The 24,742-nt window shown below is 62.8% G+C and carries 18 protein-coding genes; 14 read left to right on the top strand and 4 right to left on the bottom strand.

Translation table 11 applies throughout. The features are described from left to right. The first annotated feature begins 166 nt into the window (after positions 1–166). On the top strand, positions 167–1,675 hold the full coding sequence (locus tag J3A64_RS11150; RefSeq protein WP_011774167.1) for a CitMHS family transporter: 1,509 nt from the start codon (positions 167–169) through the stop codon (positions 1,673–1,675). Positions 1,676–1,832: 157 nt separating this feature from the next. On the opposite strand, the gene J3A64_RS11145 is transcribed toward J3A64_RS11150, so the two are convergent. Next, on the bottom strand, positions 1,833–2,117 hold the full coding sequence (locus tag J3A64_RS11145) for a hypothetical protein (RefSeq protein ID WP_210064308.1): 285 nt from the start codon (positions 2,115–2,117) through the stop codon (positions 1,833–1,835). 510 nt (positions 2,118–2,627) lie between these two features. On the opposite strand from J3A64_RS11145, the gene gatC reads away from it, so the two are divergent. From gatC to J3A64_RS11125, 4 genes are all read left to right on the top strand, one after another. Further along, positions 2,628–2,924, top strand: a complete 297-nt coding sequence (gatC, locus tag J3A64_RS11140) for an Asp-tRNA(Asn)/Glu-tRNA(Gln) amidotransferase subunit GatC (RefSeq protein WP_011774169.1) — start codon at positions 2,628–2,630, stop codon at positions 2,922–2,924. Positions 2,925–2,929: 5 nt separating this feature from the next. After that, complete coding sequence (gene gatA, locus J3A64_RS11135; RefSeq protein WP_210064307.1) at positions 2,930–4,498, top strand: Asp-tRNA(Asn)/Glu-tRNA(Gln) amidotransferase subunit GatA; 1,569 nt, start codon at positions 2,930–2,932, stop codon at positions 4,496–4,498. Beyond that, entirely contained in the window at positions 4,498–6,006 is a 1,509-nt protein-coding gene (gatB, locus tag J3A64_RS11130; protein ID WP_011774171.1) for an Asp-tRNA(Asn)/Glu-tRNA(Gln) amidotransferase subunit GatB, read from the top strand. Before gatA ends, gatB begins: the two co-directional genes overlap by 1 nt. 107 nt (positions 6,007–6,113) lie before the next feature. Next, positions 6,114–6,671, top strand: coding sequence for a DUF5666 domain-containing protein (locus J3A64_RS11125; RefSeq protein WP_014921204.1), 558 nt, complete (start codon positions 6,114–6,116; stop codon positions 6,669–6,671). On the opposite strand, the gene J3A64_RS11120 is transcribed toward J3A64_RS11125, so the two are convergent. Further along, positions 6,668–7,681 (bottom strand): formylglycine-generating enzyme family protein, encoded by a 1,014-nt coding sequence (locus tag J3A64_RS11120; protein WP_014921205.1) that lies wholly within the window; start codon positions 7,679–7,681, stop codon positions 6,668–6,670. The genes J3A64_RS11125 and J3A64_RS11120 overlap by 4 nt on opposite strands. Positions 7,682–8,091: 410 nt before the next feature. Between J3A64_RS11120 and J3A64_RS11115 the strand changes: the two genes are divergently transcribed. The 5 genes from J3A64_RS11115 (at position 8,092) to J3A64_RS11095 (ending at position 14,136) form a co-directional block, all read left to right on the top strand. Continuing rightward, positions 8,092–9,126 carry a sugar ABC transporter permease gene (locus tag J3A64_RS11115; protein ID WP_014921206.1) on the top strand — a complete coding sequence of 345 codons (1,035 nt, stop codon included), beginning with the start codon at positions 8,092–8,094 and terminating at the stop codon, positions 9,124–9,126. Between the two features lie 41 nt (positions 9,127–9,167). Further along, positions 9,168–10,091: a carbohydrate ABC transporter permease gene (locus tag J3A64_RS11110; protein WP_011774175.1), complete on the top strand. Its 924-nt coding sequence runs from the start codon at positions 9,168–9,170 to the stop codon at positions 10,089–10,091. Positions 10,092–10,157: 66 nt separating this feature from the next. Next, the gene (locus J3A64_RS11105; RefSeq protein ID WP_011774176.1) at positions 10,158–11,816 is read left to right on the top strand and encodes a sugar ABC transporter substrate-binding protein; all 1,659 of its coding nucleotides are present in this window, start codon (positions 10,158–10,160) and stop codon (positions 11,814–11,816) included. A gap of 56 nt (positions 11,817–11,872) precedes the next feature. After that, entirely contained in the window at positions 11,873–12,925 is a 1,053-nt protein-coding gene (locus tag J3A64_RS11100; RefSeq protein WP_014921208.1) for a LacI family DNA-binding transcriptional regulator, read from the top strand. Between the two features lie 17 nt (positions 12,926–12,942). Beyond that, positions 12,943–14,136 carry a Gfo/Idh/MocA family protein gene (locus J3A64_RS11095; RefSeq protein WP_210064306.1) on the top strand — a complete coding sequence of 398 codons (1,194 nt, stop codon included), beginning with the start codon at positions 12,943–12,945 and terminating at the stop codon, positions 14,134–14,136. Between the two features lie 11 nt (positions 14,137–14,147). On the opposite strand, the gene J3A64_RS11090 is transcribed toward J3A64_RS11095, so the two are convergent. Next, the gene (locus J3A64_RS11090; protein WP_210064305.1) at positions 14,148–15,065 is read right to left on the bottom strand and encodes a LysR family transcriptional regulator; all 918 of its coding nucleotides are present in this window, start codon (positions 15,063–15,065) and stop codon (positions 14,148–14,150) included. A gap of 107 nt (positions 15,066–15,172) precedes the next feature. Here J3A64_RS11090 and tdh point away from each other — a divergent pair, with 107 nt between their 5' ends. From tdh to hutI, 4 genes are all read left to right on the top strand, one after another. Further along, positions 15,173–16,219 (top strand): L-threonine 3-dehydrogenase, encoded by a 1,047-nt coding sequence (tdh, locus tag J3A64_RS11085; RefSeq protein ID WP_011774180.1) that lies wholly within the window; start codon positions 15,173–15,175, stop codon positions 16,217–16,219. Between the two features lie 62 nt (positions 16,220–16,281). After that, complete coding sequence (locus J3A64_RS11080; RefSeq protein ID WP_210064304.1) at positions 16,282–17,475, top strand: glycine C-acetyltransferase; 1,194 nt, start codon at positions 16,282–16,284, stop codon at positions 17,473–17,475. Between the two features lie 348 nt (positions 17,476–17,823). Next, the gene (locus J3A64_RS11075; RefSeq protein ID WP_210064303.1) at positions 17,824–18,921 is read left to right on the top strand and encodes an FAD-binding oxidoreductase; all 1,098 of its coding nucleotides are present in this window, start codon (positions 17,824–17,826) and stop codon (positions 18,919–18,921) included. An 11-nt stretch (positions 18,922–18,932) separates the two neighbouring features. Then, positions 18,933–20,162: an imidazolonepropionase gene (hutI, locus tag J3A64_RS11070; protein WP_210064302.1), complete on the top strand. Its 1,230-nt coding sequence runs from the start codon at positions 18,933–18,935 to the stop codon at positions 20,160–20,162. A gap of 66 nt (positions 20,163–20,228) precedes the next feature. On the opposite strand, the gene J3A64_RS11065 is transcribed toward hutI, so the two are convergent. Beyond that, a complete protein-coding gene (locus J3A64_RS11065) occupies positions 20,229–24,626 on the bottom strand; it encodes an endo-alpha-N-acetylgalactosaminidase family protein (protein WP_210064301.1) in 4,398 nt (1,465 codons plus the stop codon). Positions 24,627–24,742: the final 116 nt, after the last annotated feature.

Below are 24,742 nucleotides of genomic sequence, written 5' to 3'. Positions count from 1 at the left end.
CTTTCCTCCTGATCCATTGAATCACTGAGCACAATGCGCAAAACGTTCGCAACGAGCAGTATTCCCAACAATTCCCCGAAACCCCTGCCCGTGACGGAGGCCACCATATTGTCTGTAGTGCGCATCACACCGACGTGGCGCCATTCACAGTAGTAAGGAGCCGGCCGTGCTGGTTTTGCTTGGATTCGCAATGATTGCGGTATTCATGGTCCTGATCATGACCAAAAAATTGACGCCAGTACTGGCGCTGATCATCGTCCCCACAGTCTTCGGCCTCTTCGCCGGAGCGGGCCTCGGCATCGGCGACATGGTGATGGACTCAATGAAGTCCATGACGTCCACGGCCGCGCTCCTCATGTTCGCCATCATCTACTTCGGCCTGATGATCGACGTCGGACTGTTCGACCCCCTGGTGAAGTTCATCCTGCGCAAGTTGGGCAACGACCCCGCCAAAGTGGTCCTCGGCACGGCCATCCTGGCAGCGGCAGTCTCCTTGGACGGCGACGGATCCACCACCTTCATCCTGACCACGGCCGCCATGCTCCCCGTCTACTTGCGGCTCAAGATGAGCCCCGTGGTCCTCACCTGCGTGGCCGGCCTCGCCAACGGCACCATGAACATCCTGCCCTGGGGCGGACCTACGGCCCGCGCGGCCACCGCACTTCACCTGGATGTCAACGACGTCTTCGTTCCCATGGTCCCGTCACTCATCGTTGGCCTCATCGTGGTTCTGGTGTTCGCTTGGTTGCTCGGCCTGCAGGAACGCAACCGCCTCCGCACCACCGCTCCTGAGATCTGGGGCGACGTCGCTGATCCTTCGGAAGCGTTCGACGGCGGCACGCGCCGCGGCGGTTCGGTTGCCGCGGGTTCGGGTTCGGGCTTCGGCGTCGGCGGAGGCCGCTTCAGTTTCGGCCGCAACTCCTCTGCCGCAACTGCAGCCAAGCCGGGCACCGGCGGAGGTTCCGGCGTCGCGGTTCTTGAAGACCCGGCCACGCTGGTGGACGATCACGACACCGCTATGGCAGACACCGCCCTGGACCCCAACCGCACTACGCTGCGTCCCAAGCTGTTCTGGTTCAACCTTGGCCTGACCGTCGCTGTGATGGTGGTCCTGGTGGCCAACATTGTCCCGCTGCCGTTCGTGTTCATGGTGGGCTCCGCGATCGCACTGCTGGTCAACTTCCCCAAGGTCAAGGACCAGGGCGCCCAGCTGATCGCCCACGCACCGTCCATCGTCGCCGTCGTCAGCATGGTCATGGCCGCCGCAGTCCTTACCGGTGTCCTCAACGGCACGGGCATGGTCAAGGCAATGTCCGAGTGGCTCGTCCAGATCATTCCCGCCGAAATGGGACCGTTCATGGCAGTCATCACCGGGCTTCTGAGCATCCCGATGACGTTCTTCATGAGCAACGACGCCTTCTACTTTGGGGTCCTGCCGGTCCTTTCCGAAACCGCCGCTCACTACGGCGTGGATGCAGTGGACATGGCCCGCGCCTCCATCACCGGGCAGCCCTTCCACCTGCAGAGCCCCCTGGTGCCGGCTATCCTCCTGCTGGTTTCCCTCGCCAAGGTGGATCTGGGCGACCACCACAAGAAGGTCCTCTGGCGCACGGCCGTGATCTCGGTGGTCATGCTGGCAGTCGGTGTTCTGACCGGGGCCATCGGCATCGGCTAACGAGCCGCCACCTCAACACATCCGAGTGTCTCGGTGTCGAGTTCGCGGGTTCGTCTCCAATTCGCCGTTTGGCAACGGCGTATTGTGCAGCGGACCCGCGATTTGGCGTGAGGGGACGTCTGAGGTGGGGTGAGCGGATTGGGGATGAGACACCCATTCAGGTGGTCTTCTTCCTGGCGGCCGGGTCCAAGGTGCACTCGCCAACCACCTTGATGAAGCTTGTTTCTTTGGACGGCGTGAACTGTACGAGGAGCCTTCTCGGGCTTTCCGCATTGAGCTGGATGCCTGTGATGTTTCCGCCCATGTTGTCGAAGATGTTTCCGATCGTGTATCCCTTGGCCTCCAAGTGGGCCTTCATTCGTTCCACAGCAGCCGGCGGATCATCGACGGGACCGCCGTCTATCTGGCGCTGATACAGCCGACCGTCAGCCCGCGCGTGCACCCCGCAAGGTTCTGACACGTAATCCGCGCCAAGGCCTGCAGGCCAGGCATCAGCACGGTCTCGCCGTAAAGCTGGAGAGAAACATAGACAGGGCCGCTGCGGAGAGCACCGCTCAATCCATCACGGACATGCCGAACACTTGCCTGCACCGGGCCAAGCCACTACTGCGCTGCTTCGATGCCGCCACCACGGCCAACGCCCTGCCGGTATCAATGCCGTACGCCAAAACAACTGCCGTCCAATACGCCCTACCCACCCTCTTTAATCGATCGAAATGACAAATTTGGCGATGGGCATGTACCTATGACGTGTCCTTTCCGGCCAGACAGTGACGAGAGATCGAGGCGCAGGCGGAAAACAACCCTGAAGTACTACGTGCCAGTCCTAGCCGCGGACCCAGGATTTGGAGGGACGGCTAACCGAGCCATGGCACCTGTCCACCGTCTGCCCGGCGCACCCAAGCCAAGTAGACTGGTTCGGAAAACCATTTGAACTTTGCAGGGGAGATCCATGGCTGCGATCAACCGTGACGACGTCGCGCATCTTGCGCGTCTGGCTCACATTGAAATGAGTGCCGAAGAACTGGACAGGATGGCTGTTGAGCTTGCTGTCATCGTGGATTCGGTGAAGAGCGTGAGCGAAGCTGCGGGTGAGGACGTCCCGGCGACGTCGCACCCGATTCCGTTGACCAATGTGTTCCGTGAGGACGTTGTGGGCCACACGTTCACAGCTGAGCAGGCGTTGTCCGGCGCTCCGGATTCTTACGAGAACCGTTTCAAGGTCCCGGCAATCCTGGATGAGGACTAATCACTATGACTGAGCTGAAGAACGAACTCATCCGCCACTCCGCTGCCGATCTTGCCGCCAAGCTGGCTTCCCGCGAGGTTACCGCCGTTGAGGTGACGCAAGCGCACCTTGACCGCATTGCCGACGTCGATGGTCAGGTTAATGCCTTCCTGCACGTGAACAGTGAAGAGGCTCTGGCTGTTGCGGCCGAGGTTGACGCTGCCCGCGCTGCCGGCGGTTCCGCCGCCGAAGAGTTGCACGCCCTCGCCGGTGTGCCGATTGCGGTGAAGGACCTCATCGTCACCATCGGCCAGCCGACGACGGCCGGTTCGAAGATCCTTGAGGGCTGGCGCAGCCCCTATGACGCCACGGTGGTTAAGAAGCTGCGCGCGGCCAAGATGCCGATCCTGGGCAAGACCAACCTGGATGAATTCGCCATGGGTTCCTCCACCGAGCACTCGGCATACGGCCCCACCCGGAACCCGTGGGACCTGGACCGGATTCCTGGCGGTTCGGGCGGTGGCTCCGCTGCCGCCGTCGCCGCTTTCGAAGCGCCGCTGGCGCTTGGCACGGATACCGGTGGCTCCATCCGCCAGCCGGGTGCCGTCACTGGAACTGTTGGCGTGAAGCCCACGTACGGTGCTGTTTCCCGTTACGGTGCCATTGCCATGGCGTCGTCGCTGGATCAGATCGGTCCGGTCTCCCGTACGGTGCTGGACTCGGCGCTGCTGCAGGAAGTCATCGGCGGCCACGACCCCTTTGATTCCACGTCGCTGACCGATCCGTTCAATGACCTTGTTGCTGCTGCCCGCGTGGGCAATGTTGCCGGAATGAAGATCGGCATCGTCAAGGAGCTTCACGGCGAGGGCTACCAGGCCGGCGTCGAGAACCGTTTCAACGAATCCCTTCAGCTGCTCAAGGATGCCGGCGCTGAAATCGTTGAGGTTTCCTGCCCCAACCTGAAGTACGCCTTGGGTGCGTATTACCTGATCATGCCGTCCGAGGTGTCCAGCAACCTGGCCAAATTCGACGGCGTCCGCTTCGGCATGCGCGTTCTGCCCAAGGACGGTCCCATGACCATCGAGCGCGTCATGGGTGCAACCCGTGCCGCCGGCTTCGGCGATGAGGTCAAGCGCCGCATCATCCTTGGCACGTACGCACTGAGCGCCGGCTACTACGACGCTTACTACGGCTCGGCACAGAAGGTCCGTACGCTGATCCAGCGCGACTTCGACGCCGCGTTCGCGAAGGCCGATGTCCTGATCTCGCCCACGGCGCCCACCACGGCGTTCAAGCTGGGGGAGAAGCTGGACGATCCGCTCGCGATGTACCTGAACGACGTCGCCACCATCCCGGCCAACCTTGCCGGTATCCCGGGTCTGTCCCTGCCGGGTGGCTTGGCCGACGAAGACGGCTTGCCCGTTGGCATCCAGTTGCTGGCTCCTGCCCGTCAGGATGCCCGCCTGTACCGCGTGGGCGCTGTGCTCGAATCCATCCTTGAAGAGAAGTGGGGCGGCCCGATCCTTGCACAGGCGCCGGACCTGAAAACTGCTGTGCTCGGTGCAGTATCCACCACCGCCGGAGGTTCCAACTAATGTCCGTCGACGCAACCCTGAGCTTCGAAGAGGCCATGGAGAAGTACGATCCCGTCCTGGGGTTCGAGGTCCACGTGGAGCTCAACACCAAGACCAAAATGTTCTCCTCTGCCCCGAACGTTTTCGGTGACGAGCCGAACACCAACGTCAACGAGGTTGACTTGGGCATGCCTGGTGTCTTGCCGGTGGTGAACAAGACGGCTGTGGAATCTTCCATCAAAATCGGCCTTGCCCTGAACTGCAAGATCGCCGAGTACTGCCGCTTCGCCCGGAAGAACTACTTCTACCCGGATACCCCCAAGAACTTCCAGACCTCGCAGTACGACGAGCCGATCGCCTACGACGGTTACCTTGACATCGAGCTTGAGGATGGCACGGTCTTCCGCGTGGAGATCGAACGCGCCCACATGGAAGAAGACGCCGGAAAGCTGACCCACATGGGTGGTGCTGCTGGACGTATCCAGGGTGCCGACTACTCTCTGGTGGATTACAACCGGTCAGGTGTGCCGCTGGTTGAGATCGTCACCAAGCCGATCGAGGGCGCGGGTAGCCGTGCACCTGAATTGGCCAAGGCCTACGTCGCTGCAATCCGCGAGATCGTGAAAAACCTTGGTGTTTCCGATGCCAAGATGGAGCGCGGCAACGTCCGTTGCGATGCCAACGTTTCCTTGCGCCCGCACGGCCGGGAACGGTTCGGTATCCGGTCCGAGACCAAAAACGTGAACTCGCTGCGTGCCGTCGAACATGCCGTCCGTTACGAAATCCAGCGCCACGCTGCCGTCTTGGATTCCGGCGAGCCCGTCATCCAGGAGACGCGCCACTGGCACGAGGACACGCGTTCGACGACGTCGGGCCGGCCCAAGTCCGACGCTGACGATTACCGCTACTTCCCGGAGCCTGACCTGGTTCCCGTCGTCGCCTCCCGTGAGTGGGTGGAGGAACTCCGGGCTACCCTTCCCGAGCCGCCGGCCGAGCGCCGCAAGCGCCTCAAGGAAGCATGGGGCTACTCGGATCTGGAATTCCGCGACGTCGTCAACGCAGGTGTCATGGACTCCATCGAGGAAACCATCGCAGCCGGTGCGTCCGCCGATGTTGCCCGGAAGTGGTGGATGGGTGAGATCGTGGGCCGTGCCAAGGTTGCCGACGTCGATCCTTCCGAACTCGGTGTCACGCCGCAGGTCATTGTCGAGCTGAACAAGCTGGTTGAAGACGGCAAGATCAACAACAAGATGGCAACCCAGGTCTTGGACGGCGTGCTCGCAGGCGAAGGTACTCCGGCTGAGATCGTGGAGAAGCGTGGTCTCGCAGTGGTGTCCGACGACGGTCCGCTCCTGGAAGCCATCGACGCTGCATTGGCTGCGCAGCCGGACGTCGCTGAGAAGATCCGTGGCGGCAAGGTCCAAGCCATTGGCGCGATTGTTGGCGGAGTCATGAAGGCCACCCGTGGCCAGGCTGACGCTGGCCGCGTTCGCGAACTGATCCTGGAGAAGCTCGGCGTCGAGGGCTAAGTCCCGCAGTTTGACGCCCAAGTAGCTCGTAGTTGTGGTTGTTTTGAGAGCTCAGAACAACCACAACTGCGGGCTACTTTTTGTTGGGAGGGGTGCACAATGGATGCATGGCCACCCTAACACCAGGCCTCCGTAAAGGCCTTCTCGCCGGCGGGATCGCCGTTGCATTGACCGGCGGCGGGGCCGCCGCCGTGTGGGCGGGCACCCAGCCCAGCCCCTCGCCGTCGAGCTCTTCTGCGTCACCCAACCCGTCCGCATCGGCGAAAGCCAAGGCCACCGAAGGCCGCGGCCAGGCTATCCACGGCGAACACGTCGTGAAACAGCAGGACGGGACCTACCGCACGGTCGTCACGCAAACCGGCACCATCGAATCGGTGAGCGAAACCGAGATGACTGTGAAGAGCGAAGACGGCTTCACGCAACGCTATTCGATGACTGCGGATACGCGGATCACCAACGTTCCCGCAGACCTGTCGGAGCTCAGGAACGGCAAGGGTAAGCCCACGCTGCCGTCGGCCACAGCTGCGGACCTCAAGACCGGCGACACGGTTAGAGTCAGCGGCACCAAAGAGGGCGATTCGGTGGCCGCAGCCAAGATCGTGTCCGGCGAATTGCCGGCCGGCGTGAAAGGCCACGGGCACAGGGGCCACGGCCCCAGGAACTAGAGCGCCACGGTCCTGAAGCCCAGGTTGCCACTGGCTGAGTCCGGCGTGTTTGAGCTGCGCGCTGCGAGACGGTAGCGATTGCAGTAAGAATCGTGGCAGAGGTAGGAGCCACCGCGCATGACCCTTCCGCGGCCGATGGTTGGCCCCTGCGGGTCCTCCACCGTTCCTTGTGCGTGGCACGTTTTGTAATACTTGGGCAGGAACCAGTCGCTGCACCACTCCCAGACGTTTCCGCTGGTTTGGTACAGCCCGTAGCCGTTGGGGCGGAATGACGTGGCAGGCGCAGTGGTGAGGTAGCCGTCATCGATCGTGTTGCGGGAAGGGAATTCCCCTTGCCAGATGTTGCAGTTGTGAGCGGTCTCGCCTGGGGCATCGTTGTGGAGTTCATTCCCCCAGGGGTAGCGCTGTCCGGACAGCCCGCCACGGGCCGCGTATTCCCACTCAGCTTCGGTGGGTAGCCGGCGACCCGCCCATTGGCAGTACGCCAGGGCATCGTTGTGCGACACATGGGTGACGGGGTGGTCGGGGATGTCTGCCCAGTTAGAGAGTGGTCCGGCAGGGTGCGCCCAATCGGCTCCACGAATGTTGAGCCACCACGGGACGTTATTGACCCGGTTCAGGATGTCGTGCGTGTTTGCTTTCACGGCAAGGTGGAACACCGCGGATGTTCCGTAGGTTTCCGACTCGGTGCGGTAGCCGGTGGCGTCGACGAACTCAGCGAATTCCTGGTTCGTCACGGTGGTGGCGCCGATCCGGAATGCCGAGACGGATACTTCGTGCACTGGGGACTCGCCGTCGCCGTCGTAGCCTTCATTGAAGGGATCACCCATGGAGAAGGTTCCCGCTGGAATCTCGGCGTCCTTTGCCTCCTTTGAAGGCACGGCACCATGGGCGGAACGCTCGACGGCGGTGCTCGCCGCCGGATGATCGCTGACCGTTCGCAGGGGGAGCCTCAGCCCCGGCATCCAGTGTTCCCGGGCACCAGCGCCCGGGCTACAGCAATCTGCCATGTCAACCTTCTATCTGAATTGGACCTGCTAGTACTTTATCGGGGGAGCGTCGGGTGCCTAACGTTGCCTCGACCTTGCCGGTGCACCCCTGGTTAGTGAGTGGCGCATCCTTTACCACTCTGTGCGCCACTTGTTCCCAAGCGGCGCACCCTTTTACGCCGCGCGCTCCCCGTTGTTACGGGGGCGATTGGCGGCAGCGGGTGCGAGGGCCAAGCAACCCAGCCCAGGACGCCCTGTTCACCACGATCGAGTCCCGCCACCATCCCGGGGATGATGAAAACTGATTTCTGCGCTCAGTTTCGATCATAATCTTGCAAAAAGAGATGCGGGTCACTTATGGTTTGTTAAACGGTTAACGAGCGTGGTTTGGATCACAACGATGGTCCTGGCTCAGCACATGAGGAGACAGCATGAACTCGACGACGGAACAGGCTCCGGCATTGCCCGAAGCTCGCCGAGTCCCGGGCCCGCCGGGTGGAAACGCCTCCGGATCCGGTCCGAAGAAACGGAAGAGGAGCAAGGTCCCGCAGCAGAGTTTCCGGTCCCGTCTGCGACGCGACAAGCAGATGCTGCTCATGATGCTGCCGGGTGTAGCCTTCCTGCTGCTCTTCTTCTACATCCCCATCCTGGGCAACGTCATCGCGTTCCAGGACTACCAGCCTTACCTGGGCATCGGGGACAGCCTGTGGGTGGGCTGGCAGAACTTTGTGGACCTGTTCGGCAATCCGGACTTCATCCACGCTTTCTGGAACACTCTCTATCTGGCCGCCTGGCAGTTGGTCTTCCTTTTCCCGGTGCCGCTGGTGTTGGCCCTGATTGTGGACTCACTGATCAGCACCCGGGTCCGGCGAATATTCCAAAGCATCGCTTACCTGCCGCACTTCCTTTCCTGGGTGCTGGTCATCGCGTTCTTCCAGCAGATGCTGGGCGGTGCAGGTTTCGTCAACAACCTGCTCCGGGACTGGGGTATGGATCCCATTCCCTTCATGACCAACCCGGAAACATTCCCGGTCATGGTGGTGGTCCAGATGATCTGGAAAGACGCAGGCTGGGCAATGATCATCTTCCTGGCAGCCCTTGCCAGCATCGACGCCTCGCTTTACGAGGCTGCAGCGGCTGACGGTGCCGGACGCTGGCGCCGGATGTGGCACATCACCCTCCCCGGTCTGAGACCCGTGATCGTGCTCCTTCTGATCCTGCGTATCGGCGACATCCTCTCAGTCGGCTTCGAGCAATTCATCCTGCAGCGTGATGCCGTAGGCGCCGGAGCCGCGGAGGTGCTGGACACCTTCACCTACTACACCGGCGTAGTGGGAGGCGGCTGGAGCTCAGGCGCAGCAGCCGGCCTGGCCAAGGGCGTTGTCAGCGCCTTGCTGATCTACGGCGCCAACAAACTTGCCCACCGCTTCGGCGAAGACGGAATCTTCGCAAAACAAGCGCGCTGAAAGCCACATGGCCCGCGCGGCTGCCGCACAAGGAGAATCCCATGGCAACAACACTTTTCACCAAGAAACCCCGGGAACTGACGTACAACCCCAAGCGCCCGGTATGGAAGGAAAAGCCTTCCGCGCTGTATCAGACCGTCAAAGCAGTGGTCCTGATCGTGTTCAGTTTGTCCATCCTGACACCCATTCTGTTGGTCGTTTCCACGTCACTAGCCGACACTGAGCAACTCGTAAAGGCCGGCGGTTTTGTGCTTTGGCCCGAACGTCCAACCCTGGAGGCGTACGCCACCATCTTCAAGGGCCCCATGGTGCTGCAATCACTCGGGGTCAGCATGCTGGTTACCGCGGTGGGCACCATCCTGGCCCTGTTCGTGACCATCACCATGGCCTACGCCACCAGCCGCACGGTTCTGTTTGGCCGGCCGGTGATCCTCGCAGTCCTGTTCACGCTCCTGTTTGCGCCGGGCCTCATCCCGTCCTTCCTGATGATCCGCCAACTCGGCCTGCTGGACTCGTTGTGGTCGCTGATCCTCCCCGGCATCTTCGGAGCTTTCAACTTTGTGGTCATGCGCTCGTTCTTCATGAACATCCCGGGGGAACTGATCGAAAGCGCCAGGATCGACGGCGCCAACGACTGGCAAATCCTGTGGCGCATCGTGATGCCACTGTCCAAGGCCGTGATCGCCGTCGTAGGGCTGTTCTACGCCGTCGGCTTCTGGAACTCGTTCTTCAACGCCCTGCTCTACATCAACGATCACAGTAAGTGGCCCATCCAGTTGCTGCTCCGCAACTTCGTTGTCCAGGGCAGCGGCGCAGCGGACCAGCTGGGAATCACCACCACGCCCCCGCCGCAGTCCATCCAGATGGCAGTGGTGGTAGTAGCCCTCGTCCCGATTTTGATGGTCTACCCGTTCCTCCAGAAGCACTTTGCCAAGGGCGTCATCACCGGCGCCGTCAAGGGCTAGACCCAAGTCAACACTCACACGCCCCAACACCCAGAAACTCAGCAAGTAACCAGAAAGGGTTATGCCATGACGAGCACTACCTCTCAGGCTGGATTCAGCCGCCGCGGTTTCCTTGGCCTCGCAGGCCTGGCAGTAACCGCCGCAGGCTTGTCCGCCTGTGGTGGCGGCGGAGCCGCGAGCAGCGGAGGCGCCGCTGCCTCCGCTTCGGTCAAGTTGCCCACGTATAAGGAATTCACCGGCCTCACCCCGGACATCGCGGGTAACGCCAAGGGCCTCCAAGCCGGCTACTTCAAGCTGCCCACTGCTGTGCAGTCCGTGAAGACGCCGCCGCTCAAGGGCAAGGTGACCGGCCTGACCGAAACATTCGACACCATGAGCCCGGGCCTGCACGACAACCCCTTCTGGCAGCGGCTCAATGCCAAACTCGGCGGCGACCTGGAACTCCAGATCGCCGAAGACATCGGGGACGGCTACCCGGCCAAGTTCGCCACCGTCCTGGCCAGCAACGATCTCCCGGACATGATGTGGGTTCCGCCGAACCAGGGCATCCCCAACGTCGGTCCGATGCTCGAAGCCAAGTTCCAGGACCTGACGCCGTACCTCTCCGGTGACGCCGTGCTCGAGTACCCCAACCTGGCGGCGCTGAAGCCCGATTCCTGGAAGACCGCCGTCGTGAACGGCAAGATCTGGGGCGCACCCATCCCGAGTACCCCGTTCGGCCAGGTGTATGTGGGTAACCACGACGTGTGGGCGCAGGTGGGCGGCTTTGAGGCGGGAAGTGCTGATGAATTCCTGGAGAAAGCCAAGGAGCTGACGCGCCCGGGAGATCAGAAGTACGCCCTGGAACCGGCTTATATCAATGCCCTCCACATGGTCACCGAATGGTTTGGCGCCCCCAACAGCTGGGCCGTCAACAAGGACCGCACCCTCACGCACCTCTATGAAACAGACGAATATATGGCAGGCGTGGAGTTCACGGCAAAGATGTTTGCAGCGGGCGTCTTCTACCCGGATTCCAAAGCAACGGACATCCGCTCGCGCGTAGCCAACGGCAGCGTGGCAGCCCAGGTTGTCTCCGGACCCCATGACATCCGCGGTTACCGCGCCCTTGCCAAAGGTACGCAGTTCGACATCCTTATTCCGTTCAGTGCCGACGGAAAGGTCAAGCCCGTCTACGACATGGGCTACGGCACCGTGGGCTTCACGCCGTTCAAGAAGGCTGAAGAGGGCAAGATCCGCGAACTGCTCTCGCTGATCAATTACCTGTCAGCGCCGTTCGGCACGGTGGAGTACATGCAGAAGAACTTCGGCGAGCTGGGCCAGGACTACACCATCGACGCCTCCGGCAACCCGGCACGCACCGAGACGGGTACCACCAACGCACCCGGCCTGGTCTCGGCGTTGAACATTATGTCCAGCCCGGAAAACGTCATCTTCAACCCGGGTTTCGACGACGACACGCGGTACGTCAGCCAGCAGGAAGAAAAGCTGCTCGAGTTCGCGTGGCGCAACCCCACCAACGGTTCCTACTCGGACACCAATGCCAAGGTGGGCGCCAAGATCACCAAGCAGCTGCGCGACAAGGTGGTGGACATCATCACTGGCCGCGCCAAGATCGACGAGCTCAAGGACGCGGTGAAGCGTTGGAAGAGCGAGGGCGGCGACAAGATGCGCGATGAGTACCAGGCCGCGTTGGACCCCAACGCGCCGGTATTCAGAGGCTAGCCTCAAACCAACAACGAACCAACGCGCAAATACAAAGGACACCAGCAGGGGGAACCATGGCAAAAGCGAGCAGCACCGGAGTCAGACCAACCATCCGTATGGTGGCCGAACTGGCGGGCGTCTCCACGGCCACGGTTTCCTACGTGCTATCAGGTCGCCGGGGCGATGGCGGACCGGGCGTTTCGGATCCGACGGCGGAAAAGGTCAAGGCAGCTGCCGAGCGGCTGGGCTACCGCCCCAACCAGGCGGCACGTGCGATCAGGACGGGCCGCACCAACACGGTGATTCTCTCGCTGACCATGCTGTCCGATCCGTGGTCACTGTCCGTCATCGAAGCCGTGCAGAAGGCGGCCGTTCCGCTGGGCATCACCCCAATGATTTTGGGTGACGCCGATTGGGTCAAAGTACTCGGCACTCACAATGCCGATGCTGTGTTCGTGGATGCAGTCCGTCCTGAGCAGCGGGATGCCCTGCGCAAGCTCGCTGAGCACGGAACCACACTGGTTGTCTTTGACGAAGAGGTACAAGCGGACGGCTTTGACGTCATCCGTTCCATCGCCGGTCCCGGCTGCCGCATGGCCGTGGAGCATTTGCTCCACGGCCACCGAAAGGTCGCCTGCCTGACCCCGGCAACAGCCGCGGGCACTTCCGGCGGGACGCGGTACCTGGCTTACTCCGACGCCTTGGCCGCGGCGAAAGTCCCGGAGCGGGACGACTATGTGGGCTTGTTCGATGGCACCAGTGCAGGGGCGTACGCCGCGGCAACCCGGGTGCTGAGCATGCCGGACCGTCCCACGGCCATCTATGCCACTACGGATTACGCCGCGGTCAGCGCCATCAACGCCGCCCAGCGCCTTGGCCTCGCAGTGGGTACGGATGTGGACATCATCGGTGTGGGCAACACGGTGGAGGGTGCGCGGATGTCGCCTTCCCTCAGCACCGTGGGTCCCGTTGATTTTTTCGACAAACTCGCCAGGCTGCTCCTGCGTAGGGCAACGGGGCAGGCCGGCCACGCGGCAGCAGCTGAACCCGGCGTCCTTGACTTCCCTTGGCATTTGTTCGTGCGTGAATCGGCGCCGCACCGCAGCGCCGCAACCAGGCTTTATTAGGAAACAGCAGAAGGAAATTGCACACCATGGAAAAGGATTTGAAGGTCGGCATCGTGGGTTTCGGCCTGCGTTCAGGGCTGTGGAAGCACGCCCATAAGCCGGGCCAAGGCTCGGAGGTCACCATTGTTTGTGACCTTAGTGAACGCGGCCGGGCAGACGCCGCAGAACGCATTCCGTCGGCGCGCGTTACGGGGGACCTGGAAGAACTGCTGACCAGCGGGATCGATGCGGTGTTGGTCCTGACGCCCGACAACCAGCACGCCGCCGTCGCGGTCCGAACGCTCATGGCAGGCATCCCCACCTTCTGTGAGAAGCCACTGGACATCACAGTGGAGGCCGCGGACCTGATCCTGACCACGGCATACGAAACGGGCACTCGTTTGTACGTTGGCCACAACATGCGCCACATGCCTGTGGTGGTCCAGATGCGCCAATTGATCGAGGACGGCAGGATCGGCGAGGTCAAAGCGGTCTGGTGCCGCCATTTCGTCGGCCACGGCGGTGACTACTACTTCAAGGACTGGCATGCCCAGCGCGCCAACGTCACGTCGCTTCTCCTCCAAAAGGGCGCCCACGACATCGACGTGATCCATTGGTTGGCCGGTGGATACACCAAGCGGGTTGCCGCCGTCGGTGATCTTGCTGTCTACGGTGACGTGAATAATCGAAGCAACAACACCGGCAAGCGCATGGGGGACTGGTTCTCCATGGACAACTGGCCGCCGATGGAACAGAAGGACCTTGCGGAGGTGATCGACGTCGAGGATATCTCCATGATGAACATGGTCCTGGACAACGGTGTCCTGGCCTCCTACCAGCAGTGTCACTTCACACCCGACTACTGGCGCAACTACACCGTCATCGGCACCAAGGGCCGGATTGAGAACCTTGGCGACGGGCCGGGCGAAACCATCAATGTGTGGACCAGCCGGACGTCGGGTTATGCAGCGCCGGACGAGGTCATCACCATCCAGGACGGCGAAGGCGGCCACGGCGGTGCCGACCCCCGCTTGATCGAGGAGTTCCTCCGCTTCGCGTCTGAAGGCGGTCAGACCCAGACCAGCCCCATCGCCGCACGTCAGGCAGTGGTGGCCGGTATCCTCGCGGCGGAATCGCTGCGCGGTGACGGCTCCGCGCGTGAGGTTCCAGAGCTCCCCGCCGAACTCGTGGAGTACTTCGACGCCGGCCAGCCCGCCCTGGTCCGCGACTAACCGTTTGCGGGTCAGCGGGGTGAGGAAAGCTCGGTCATGACGGTTTGAAGTGACTCGCAAACCGTCATGACCGATTTCCGTTTTAGCGTCTCGGGCCGGGCCAGGATGTCGATCTTGCGCACCGAATTCACCCCGGAAAGTGGACGCAAAACCACGCCGGCGTCCAGTACACGGCGGGCCGTGAAGCGCGGCAATAGCCCGATCGCGGCACCGGCAGATACCAGCGCCGCCACGGTGGAATAGTCGTTGATGCGGTGCAGCACTTCTGCGGGCCGTCCGCTCACGGCAACGACGGCGGCAAGGACGTCCGCGGGCGAGTAGCCATCGCGGCTGGTCACCCACGGCTCATCCACGACGTCGGACGGCTCCAGTTCGCGCCGGGATGCCAGCGGGTGAGCCGCGGGGAGCGCGATGTCCAACGGCTCGTCGGCGAGAGGAATCACCGCTACTTTGTCCCCAGGCCAGGTCGGGCTGTTGTCCATGCGGTGTGCCAGCACGAGGTCGTACCGGGCGGCCAACCCCGGAAAATCTTCCTGGGCCACGTCCTCATCGGAGAGTCGAAGGCGTGGCGACTTCCCGCCGTCGGACGCCAACAGCGCCGCCAACGGCGCAAACAGCGCCTGCCCGGCACTGTGGAAGGCGCTCACGCTGACCGGCGCGTCGGGAGCGTCGTGATAGGCGCCGATCGCCGCCCGGGCATCTGCCATGGCGTTCACGACGGCGGTCCCCGCCTCAGCGAGGACGCGGCCTGCATCCGTGAGCACCAGTGCCCGGCCTTCTTTACGCGTCAACGGCACGTCAACGGACTTCTGCAGCAGGGCGAGCTGTTGCGAAACTGCCGAGGGGGTCACCATCAGTGTTTCAGCGACGGCCTTGACGCTTCCTAAGTCTCCGAGCTCACGGAGCATCTGCAACTGATGAATTTCCATTAGCAAATCCTAAATCGTTGATTGAGAAGAATCTAGTTGTGCTAAATCATTGGCGGGGCTCTAATGGACTCAGCAGCAGCGAAGCAGCCCCAGCAGTGAGGAATTCCATGAAGGCTCTCTACAAATCCGGACCGCACGCAGGGTTCGAACTCGTCGAACGTCCCGAGCCCGAAGCGGGCCCCAGCGACGTCAAAATCCGTGTGATGACCACCGGTATCTGCGGCACCGACCTCCACATCCAAAGCTGGGACGCCTGGGCCCAAGGCATCATCGAAACGCCCCTCATTGCCGGCCACGAATTCTATGGCGAAGTAGTGGAAATCGGCGAGGACGTCCGCGACGTCAAAGTAGGGGACAGGGTCTCCGGCGAAGGACACGTGGTCTGCGGAATCTGCCGCAACTGCCGTGCAGGACGCCGCCAGATGTGCATCCACACCGTCTCCGTCGGCGTGCAGCGCGACGGTGCCTTCGCCGAATACGTCGTCATCCCGGAAACCAATGTCTGGGTCCACCACGATGAGTCCGTCACCCCGGAACTCGGCGCCATCTTCGACCCCTTCGGTAACGCTGTCCACACCGCACTGAGCTTCCCGCTGGTCGGCGAAGACGTACTGATCACGGGAGCAGGTCCCATCGGACTGATGGCCATTGCCGTCGCCCGACACGCGGGTGCCCGCAAAATCGCCATCACGGACGTGTCCGCTCCGCGCCTGGAACTGGCCCGCCAGATGGGCGTTGACCTCGCTGTGGACGTGTCCAAGATGCGCGTCCGCGAAGCACAGCAGGAATTGGGCATGCGCGAAGGTTTCGACATCGGACTGGAAATGTCGGGACACCCCACGGCACTGCCTGAGATGATCGACAACATGAACCACGGCGGCCGCATCGCCATGCTCGGCCTTCCCAGCCAATCCATCGACATCGATTGGGGCAAGGTTGTCACCCATATGCTCACGCTCAAGGGCATCTACGGCCGTGAAATGTTCGAGACCTGGTACGCCATGAGCGCCATGCTGTCCTCCAATCCCGTACTGCACCGCAGCATCTCCGCCGTCGTCACCGACAAGCTGTCCGCAGCCGACTGGGAAAAGGGCTTCGAAATCGCCCGTAGCGGCACCGGCGGCAAAGTGGTCCTCGACTGGACCGAACTGTAACCGGACCGAACGGTAACCGGACCGAACTGCAACCGGACCCCCGAAAAACTTTAGGAGCACCCATGTACTCAGCCATCAAAGACCAACTGCAGGGCGAACTCGACGAGATCCGGAGCGCCGGCCTCTTCAAGACCGAACGCCACATCGATTCTCCGCAGGCAAGCCACATCGCAGCCGGGCAGCTCGGCCAGCCGGCCAACAAGGTCTTGAACTTCTGCGCCAATAACTACCTGGGCCTGGCCGACCACCCGGACATCATCGCCGCCGCCAAGTCCGCCATGGACGAGCGTGGCTTCGGCATGGCGTCCGTACGCTTCATCTGCGGCACCCAGGACCTGCACCTTGAACTGGAGACCCGCGTCTCTAAATTCCTGGGTACCGAGGACACCATCCTCTTCTCCAGCTGTTTCGACGCCAACGGTGGCGTGTTCGAGTCCCTGTTCGGCCCCGAAGACGCCATCATCTCGGACTCCCTGAACCACGCCTCCATCATCGACGGCATCCGCCTCAGCAAGGCTAAGCGCTTCCGTTACGCCAACCAGGACATGGCCGATCTCGAAGCCAAGCTGGTTGAGGCTGAGGGGTCCCGCCGGAAGATCATCGTCACGGACGGTGTCTTCTCCATGGACGGCTACCTGGCCCCGCTCGAAGCCATCTGCGACCTCGCCGAGAAGCACGACGCCCTGGTCATGGTGGACGACTCCCACGCTGTCGGCTTCATGGGCCCTACCGGCGCTGGCACTCCGGAGCACGCCGGCGTTTCTGAGCGCGTGGACATCTACACCGGCACTTTCGGCAAGGCCCTCGGCGGCGCTTCGGGTGGTTACGTCTCCGGTCGCGGTGAGATCGTGGCGATGCTTCGCCAGAAGGCCCGCCCGTACCTGTTCTCCAACTCGCTTGCCCCGGCCATTGTTGCGGCCACTATCAAGGCGATCGAGCTCGTGCAGGAATCCGGCGAGCTGCGGACCCGCTTGTTCGAGAATGCAGCGCTGTTCCGTCGCCGCATGAGCGAGGAAGGCTTTGAGCTCCTCGACGGCGAGCACGCCATCATCCCCGTGATGTTCGGTGATGCCGTGGTCGCTGCACAAGTCGCGGACGAGATGCTCAACAACGGCGTCTTCGTCACGGCCTTCAGTTTCCCGGTAGTGCCGAAGGGCGTGGCCCGGATCCGCGTGCAGCTTTCCGCTGCGCACAGCGCGGACGACGTCGAAGCCTGCGTTCAGGCGTTCGTCAAGAGTCGCGCCGCGGTCGCCTAGCCCAACCCTCTCTCACGTCCCTCGGGTTTCCGGCCAACCCTCTCTCACGTCCCTCGGGTTTCCGGCCAACCCTCTCTCACGTCCCTCGGGCTTCCGGCCAACCCTCTCTCACGTCCCTCGGGCTTCCGGCCAACCCTCTCTCACGTCCCTCGGGCTTCCGGCCAACCCTCTCTCACGTCCCTCGGGTTTCCGGCCAACCCTCTCTCACTTCCCTAAGGGAAGTGAGAGAGGGTTGGTGTTTGGGGGTGGTTATGTGAGAGAGGGTTGGTGTTTGGGGGTGGTTATGTGAGAGAGGGTGTGGCGGGGTGGAGCCTGTCCGCGGCTACCAGGGTCTGACAGGATGGAGCCATGGCTTCGAATTATGACGTAGTAATCGTTGGCGGCGGCATTGGCGGTCTGTCTTTGGCAGCGGCCCTGGCGGGTAAGTGCAGCGTGGCCCTGGTCGAGGCTGAGCAGTCATTGGCCTTTCACACTTCCTCTCGCTCGGCCCGGCAGCTGATCCCCAGTTACGGCCCGGCCGTGGTGCAGGACCTGACTGTCAGGACATTGGAAATGCTGGCCGAAAGGGATGCCCAGGCAACAGAACCAATTCTGACGCGGCGAGGCTTCATGCTGGTGGGCGACGAGGAAACCGTGCGTGCAGAGGCCAGCGGAAACATGCACCCCATCTCCCACGATGAAGCCATGCAACTGTGCCCGGCCCTGAATCCCGAGTCGTTCGCTGCAGCAGGGCTGGACAACGGTTCCTTCGGCTGCAACGCGCCCCTGTTGCTTGAGGAACACCGGCAATCCGCGGAAGCTGCAGGTGTGGACATCATCACCGGGGCCAAAGTTCACTCGGCCCAACGGCTGGGGAGTGGCTGGCAGCTGGGCGCCGGAACCGAGGGCCTCCAGTCCGGCGTCGTGGTCAATGCGGCAGGTGCGTGGGCCGATGAACTGGCTGTCATCAGCGGCGTGGAGAAGCTGGGCCTGCAACCCTATCGGCGGACCGCCGCGATCGTAAACGTCGAGAACCCGTTGACCCCGGAAACGCCCATGGTGTGCGCTGCCGACGATACGTTCTACTTCCGCGCCGAGGGCAACCAGGTGCTGATATCGCCGTCGGAAACCGTGCCCAGCGGCGCGGAGGACGCGAAACCCTACCCAGGTGATGTGGAGGCGCTGATCAACAAGCTCAACGCCGTAACATCGCTGGGCATCCGATCCGTGGACCGCGCTTGGACCGGCCTTCGGACCGAAGCCGCGGACGGAATCCCTGTTGTGGGTTTCGACGCCGAAGCCCCTGGCTTCTTCTGGCTCGCCGGTCAAGGCGGCTACGGTTTCCAAACGTCTTCAGCCATTGCCGAGCTTGCGGCCGCCCTGATCCTCGGCGAGGTAAATGCCGACAGTCCGGAATCCCGGACAGCGGAGCAGCTCGCGGCCGTACGCTGGTCCATTCGGCGCTGAACAATAGGGTCATGAGCGCAACCAATTCTGCCAGCACCTTGATTACCAACATCGGCGAACTGATGACCCAGGACATGGAGCATCGGGTCCTGAAGGATGCCGCCATTGTGATCGAAGGAGAGCGCATCGCGTGGTTGGGGTCCAGTAAGGACGCCCCCGCGGCTGATGAGAACATCGATGCCCAGGGCCGCGCCGTCCTGCCCGGCTGGGTGGATTCACACTCGCACCTGGTGTTCGCCGGAGACCGCACGGCCGAGTTCGAAGCACGCATGGCCGGCGAAAGCTACAGTGCCGGCGGCATCGCCGTCACCACGGGCGCCACGCGCAGTGTCAGCGACGACGAACTTACCCGCCTGGTGCGGGACCGCGTGGCCGAGGCGGTCTCGCAGGGAACCACGTACTTGGAGAGCAAGACCGGCTACGGGTTGGACGTGGAGAACGAGGCCCGCAGCGCCCGTATCGCCGCAGCTGAAGTGGACGAGGTCACGTATCTGGGCGCCCACCTGGTCCCCGACGGCTCCGATCCGGAGGAGTACACCGATCTGGTGTGCGGCCCCATGCTCGACGCCGTCCTGCCGCACGTCCGCTGGGCGGACGTGTTCTGCGAGCGCGGCGCCTTCACGGAGGATCAGTCGCGTCGGGTCCTTAGGGCTGCGCGCGACGCCGGCCTGGGGCTGCGGGTCCACGGCAACCAGTTGGGCGAGGGGCCCGGTGTGGCATTGGCCGTGGAGTTTGCGGCTGCGAGCGTGGACCATGTGAACTACCTGTCGGACAGGGACGTCCTAGCGCTCGCGGGGACCTGGGCTGGCTGGGACCCTGCAACGGGAGCGGGCACCAAAGGCACGGTGGCTACGTGCCTTCCCGCGTGCGATCTGTCCACCCGCCAGCCCCTTGCCCCGGGCCGTGAATTGATCGACGCCGGCGTGCAGATCGCACTGGCTGCCAACTGCAACCCGGGGACGTCGTACACCAGTTCCATGGCGTTCTGCGTGACCACTGCTGTGCTCCAGATGCACTTGAGCGTCCACGAGGCCGTCCGTGCGGCGACGTACGGCGGCGCTTTGGCGTTGGGCAGGGAGTCGGGGAACGACGTCGACGGCGAGCGGGCGGTGGGTTCGCTCGCCGTCGGACATCGCGCAGACCTGCACATGCTCAAGGCGCCGTCGGCCACGCACTTGGCGTACCGTCCCGGGATCCCGCTGACGGGTTCTGTGTGGCGGGCTGGGGTGCGCGTCGTCTAAGAAAGCACTAGAGAAGGGCGGCGTTCCGGTGGGAACGCCGCCCTTCTTTACTGAGGGACAGATGGACTATGCGCAGCTGAACTTCGCGTCCGCCCAGTCGCCCCAGTCGTCGCCAGCGTCGTCGCCGTTCTTGTCAGCGATCAGCTCGACGTTTTGGACACCGGTGATGTCCACGTTGAGGGGGAGTGCGGCTGAGTCGGCGCTGAGAACGGGAGTCCGCAGCAGTTCACGGCCATCACCCTTGACGATGAACACCACGGATCCGTGCAGGCCCTTGTTCAGCTTGGCGTCGTCCACCCCCGCCACGGCGGTGAAGGCGGTGCACTTGGCCTCGGTGGCGATGCTGATTTTCGAGTCGGCGTGGACTCCTATGCCCTTGGAATATACGACGCCGTCGAGCCGCAGTGCTGGTCCGTCACCGGCGTTTTGCTCACCATTGGCCCGGTCCCGTTCGGCTGGGCCCCAGCCGTTGGTGCTGCCGATCCATGGCAGGTCCGAAGCGAAGACGGTGCCGGCGAGGACCGGTGCCGGAGGTTCCTGCGAGGTGGACGAACAGGTGAACTTGGCATCGGCCCAGTCGGCGTGGTCGTTGCCATTGGAGTCGCCGGCGTCGTTGGCTACCAGTTCAACGTACTGGGCGCCGGTGACGTCCACGGTGAGTGGCAGGGGAGCGCTGGTCGCTCCGAGTACCGGGGTGGTGACCTTGGTTGTGCCGTCGGCTACCACGGAGAACTTCACGCTGCCCCGCGTCGGCTGGGCGTCATCAATTCCCACTGTTGCTGTGAAGGCGGTGCAGTAGCCGCCGAGGTAGTAGCGGACAGTACCGTTGGCGTGGGCGCCGAGGCCCTTGGCGTAGACGGTTCCGTTCAGGGTGAGCGGTGTTCCGTCGCCGGCCCCGGTTCCGCCGTTGGATTGGTCCTTTTCAACAGGCCCCCAGCCGTTCGTGGCGCTGACCCAGGGGTGGTCGCTGGCGAACACTGTGGCCTGCGGCGGCTTGGGCAGCGTCCGCACGGTGGTGGTGGTGCTGATGGTTCGGCTGCCGGCCGGATCGATGCCTGACGAAGCAACGGTGTAGCTGGCCTTGGCGGTGATGGGGTAGTCACCGTCAGCGGAAGCCGGTGCGGTGATCTTCCACGTGGTGGTGAGGGTTCCTCCGGCGGGCAGTGTCGGAGCGGTTGCAGGCGTGGAAGGAGTTGCCGTCCAACCTTCCGGCAGTTCCAGAGCAACGGCCAGATCGGAGATGGCGGCAGGTTCGTCGGAAACGAACGTGGTGACGAAATCCTGGGCCTTGCCCTGCTGGACTACGTCGCCCTGAAGTTCTGCCGAGAGTTGGGCACAGGCCGGGACGGCTTCCGAGGCGCCCAGGTCTTCTACCAGGAAGTTGTCCAAGGTGAAATCAGAACCGTTCGAGCTGCCCGTGCGCTGCAGTCCCACAAAGTAGTCTCCGCAGAAGCCGGTGTCCAGGATCTGCTCGAACCGTGTGGTGGAGGTTTTCGCTTCGATTGCCTGGCTGCCCGTCACTGCCGGTCCTGCTTGTGAGTCGTAGCCGGATACCCAGGCGTACTGCCCGGCTTTGGAGTTCTGGTAGTCGAAGGACACTTTGTACTTGTGGCCGGCTTGGAACGGCACGGATGCCTCGGTGGTGCGGTAGACCATGCCCGGTCCGCCATTGGGAGCGCGGTTTTCGTCGTGCGCGATCAGCGACCAGGTTCCGTCGAGCACTTCGTCGATGACGTTGGCGTCCCAACCTTTCTGGGTGAACGGTTCGTGGCGTTCGGTGATGTGCGTCCGCGGGTCCGTGGAACCTCCGGCGTCGCCCTTCACGAAGGGCCCCCAGCCTTGGTCCACGTTTTCGAAGTCTTCGCTCAAGACTCCGGTGGTTGGCACCCGGGTGGTTTTCACCGCCCGGAAGTCATCCACGCGTACGGTGGCGTCGCCGTCGGCCGCTTGGACAGTAACAGTGGCCTTGGTATTGTTCCGCGGCACGTCCACCAGCACCCGTACACGCTGGAATGCGGTCCCGTGCTTCTCGTCGCCGGCCACGTAGTTTTCGGCGTTGGACGAATCGATGGTGACGCTTTCGGTCTTGCCGTCGATGTCGACGGAGAGCGTGGTGGGCCGCGTCTTGCCCGGTTGGATTTCAATCCAGGCGCTCACGGATTGGGTTCCGGCGTCGAGCTGCACGTCCTGGCTGATCGACGACGGCGTTGCCCCCATCTCGGCGAAGCGGCGGCCTTTGTCGTCGCGGACTTGGGTGACGGGGCCGGCGGGGTTCCACGGGGAAAGGTCGGTGCCGTTAAAGCCGGGGTCGTTGAAGGCCGTGCCTTCGCCGAAGTCGGCCTTCTTGGGCAGCTCTGCCTTGTTGTTCTTGGGAGCAAGGATGTAGGGCTGTTTGGCGTCCGCGGTGACGGTGACCTGTCCGTTGACCACGGGGACGTCGGCCACCTTCACGCGTCCGTTGTCGGTCAGCTTGAACTGTTCCAGCGAACTGGACTTGGCAAACTCCTGAGTAAGCGTCCAGGTGCTGGCGCCACCGGTGGGGTTGTAGTGGTAGAGCTTGTCAACCTTGCCGTTTTCTTTGGAGGACCACGGCAAGAGGTAGGTTCCACCCTGCAGCACGGATGTTCCGCCTACGGTGATGTTGCGGCCTTCGGCGGTGTTCCCGGTGACGGCCACACCATCGGCGAGCTCGATCCGCTCGGCAGTCCACTTGGTGATGGGGTGGTGCTGGAGGAACTTGGCCGGCACGTTGGCGGTCCAGACGTTCTCGCTGAAAGCATTGAAGTCGTTCTGGCCGGTCCAGCCTTCGAACTCCACGATGTGGCTTACGCCGAGCTTCGGGTCCGGGTTCCAGACGTCTGACTGTGTGTTGTTGATGAAGCGCAGGATCTGTGAGTTGATGCCCTTGTTGGTGGAGCCGCCGTATTTTTCGTCGTTGGCCCAGTGGGACCAGGTGTTGTTCCGCGAGAGGTGGTCAGCCCATTCGGAGCCCACCCGGAACCCGTTCTTCACCAGTTCCTGCTGTAGCCGTTCGGCGAGCCAGCCGAACTCGTAGTAGACGTCCACGTAGACGAAGTCCAGGTTCTTGTCGGTGGCTTCGCGGAGTTCCTTGATGCGCTGGGCGAGTTTGCCGGAGTTAATGTCCTCGCGCTGGTTCATGTAGTAGGACTGGTCCAGCCAGTTCCAGCCCAGGCCCTTATCGGCTCGAAGGAGGTCTTCGCTGAAGGACTTGGCTTCAGGGTAGATCTCGGTGGCGTTGATGTGGACACCGAAGCTGGCGTTCCATTCCTTGCCCTCCTTGACCAGCGTATTCAGGTCCTCGAGGCCACCTGCGCGGGTGTTGAAGTTGTTGCCGTAGTCCGTGTTGGCGGAGTCGTGTCCCTCGCTGGTGTAGCCCTTGAGCATGGCTACTTGTCCGAGCCCGTCGGTGGCCAGGGAGATGCGCTTCACGTCATCAAGAGTGCGGAGGAACGGGTGGGTTGCCTGGGAGGCGAAGTTGAACGGGATGTGGGTGATCACATTGTCCGGGGTCTGTTCACCCTTGTTGGGGCTGACCTGGATGGACCTCATTGCTATCGCGGCGTCTTGCCAGTCCACACCGCCGTCGTTGTTGGCGTCAGAGGTGATGGCGACGCGGGTCCAGGGCAGTTCCTCGGTGGTGGTGGACCCTTCGGCGCGGTAGAGCCATTGGCCGCTGGCAAGCCCCATGTTCACCCCGCCGGCTCCGTCACTGACTGCCTGGCGCCAGAAGCGGCCGCGGTCCTTTGCGCCGGGGCCGGAGGACGTGTCGTAAAGGGCATTGGATTCGACAGCGGCACCGAGGGTTGCAGTGTTGGCCAGCGCGTAGGCCGAACTCTTGGCAGCGGCATCCAAAGGAGTGGACGCCGTGATCGGCGTGAACTCGTCTCCCGTCACGCTCCGGTCCACGGAAAGGTTGGCCGTGGACACCTGGGATCCTGGCTGCGTGGAGCCCACGGTCACCAGGTTCAACCGGGGGAGTTGCAGGGTCCTGACCTGGTGCTCCGCTGAGTCCTTGATTTCCGTAATGTTGAAGGAGACCACGTTCTTCTTCACTGACAGCCGGGCCTTGATCACGGTGTTGCCGAAGTCGGGAAGGGTAAGGACGTAATCCCTTGCGTCTTTCCCGGAGGCGGCGGATGTTCCGGAGACTGTGTACTCCGTGCCGTTGAGCGTGATGGTGCTCAGCCGGGTGGTGGTGCCGTCGAGGCGGGCTTTGCTTGCAGCGTCGGTGTAGCCGAGGACTTGTGGGAACGTGGTGCCGACGTCAACGCGGAGGTCGCCCGACGTGATGGTGGCAGTGTCGGCGGCGCTGACGATATCTGCCGGTTGGGTGGACGGGGCTGCGGCAGCGGGCGGAATGGCCAACAGGCCCAACGAGGATGAGGCGACGACGCAGGCCAAACTCAACGAGGCGAGGCGTCCGGGGGATGACAAGCGGGGCATTATGCTCCTTCTTGATTTTTCCAAGCTATTAGCAATCATGTTCTTGCGGTCCCGACCAACACTGCTGCATGGGACATGAATTGACAAGAGTTAGCAGGTAGTTAACTTAAATGCAC

Origin of the sequence: Pseudarthrobacter sp. PvP004 (genome assembly GCF_017876035.1) — a bacterium.
Taxonomy (GTDB): Bacteria; Actinomycetota; Actinomycetes; order Actinomycetales; family Micrococcaceae; genus Arthrobacter; species Arthrobacter aurescens_A.
The sequence above is the reverse complement of the archived record's forward strand: the minus strand, read 5'-3'. Positions and strand labels throughout refer to the sequence as shown.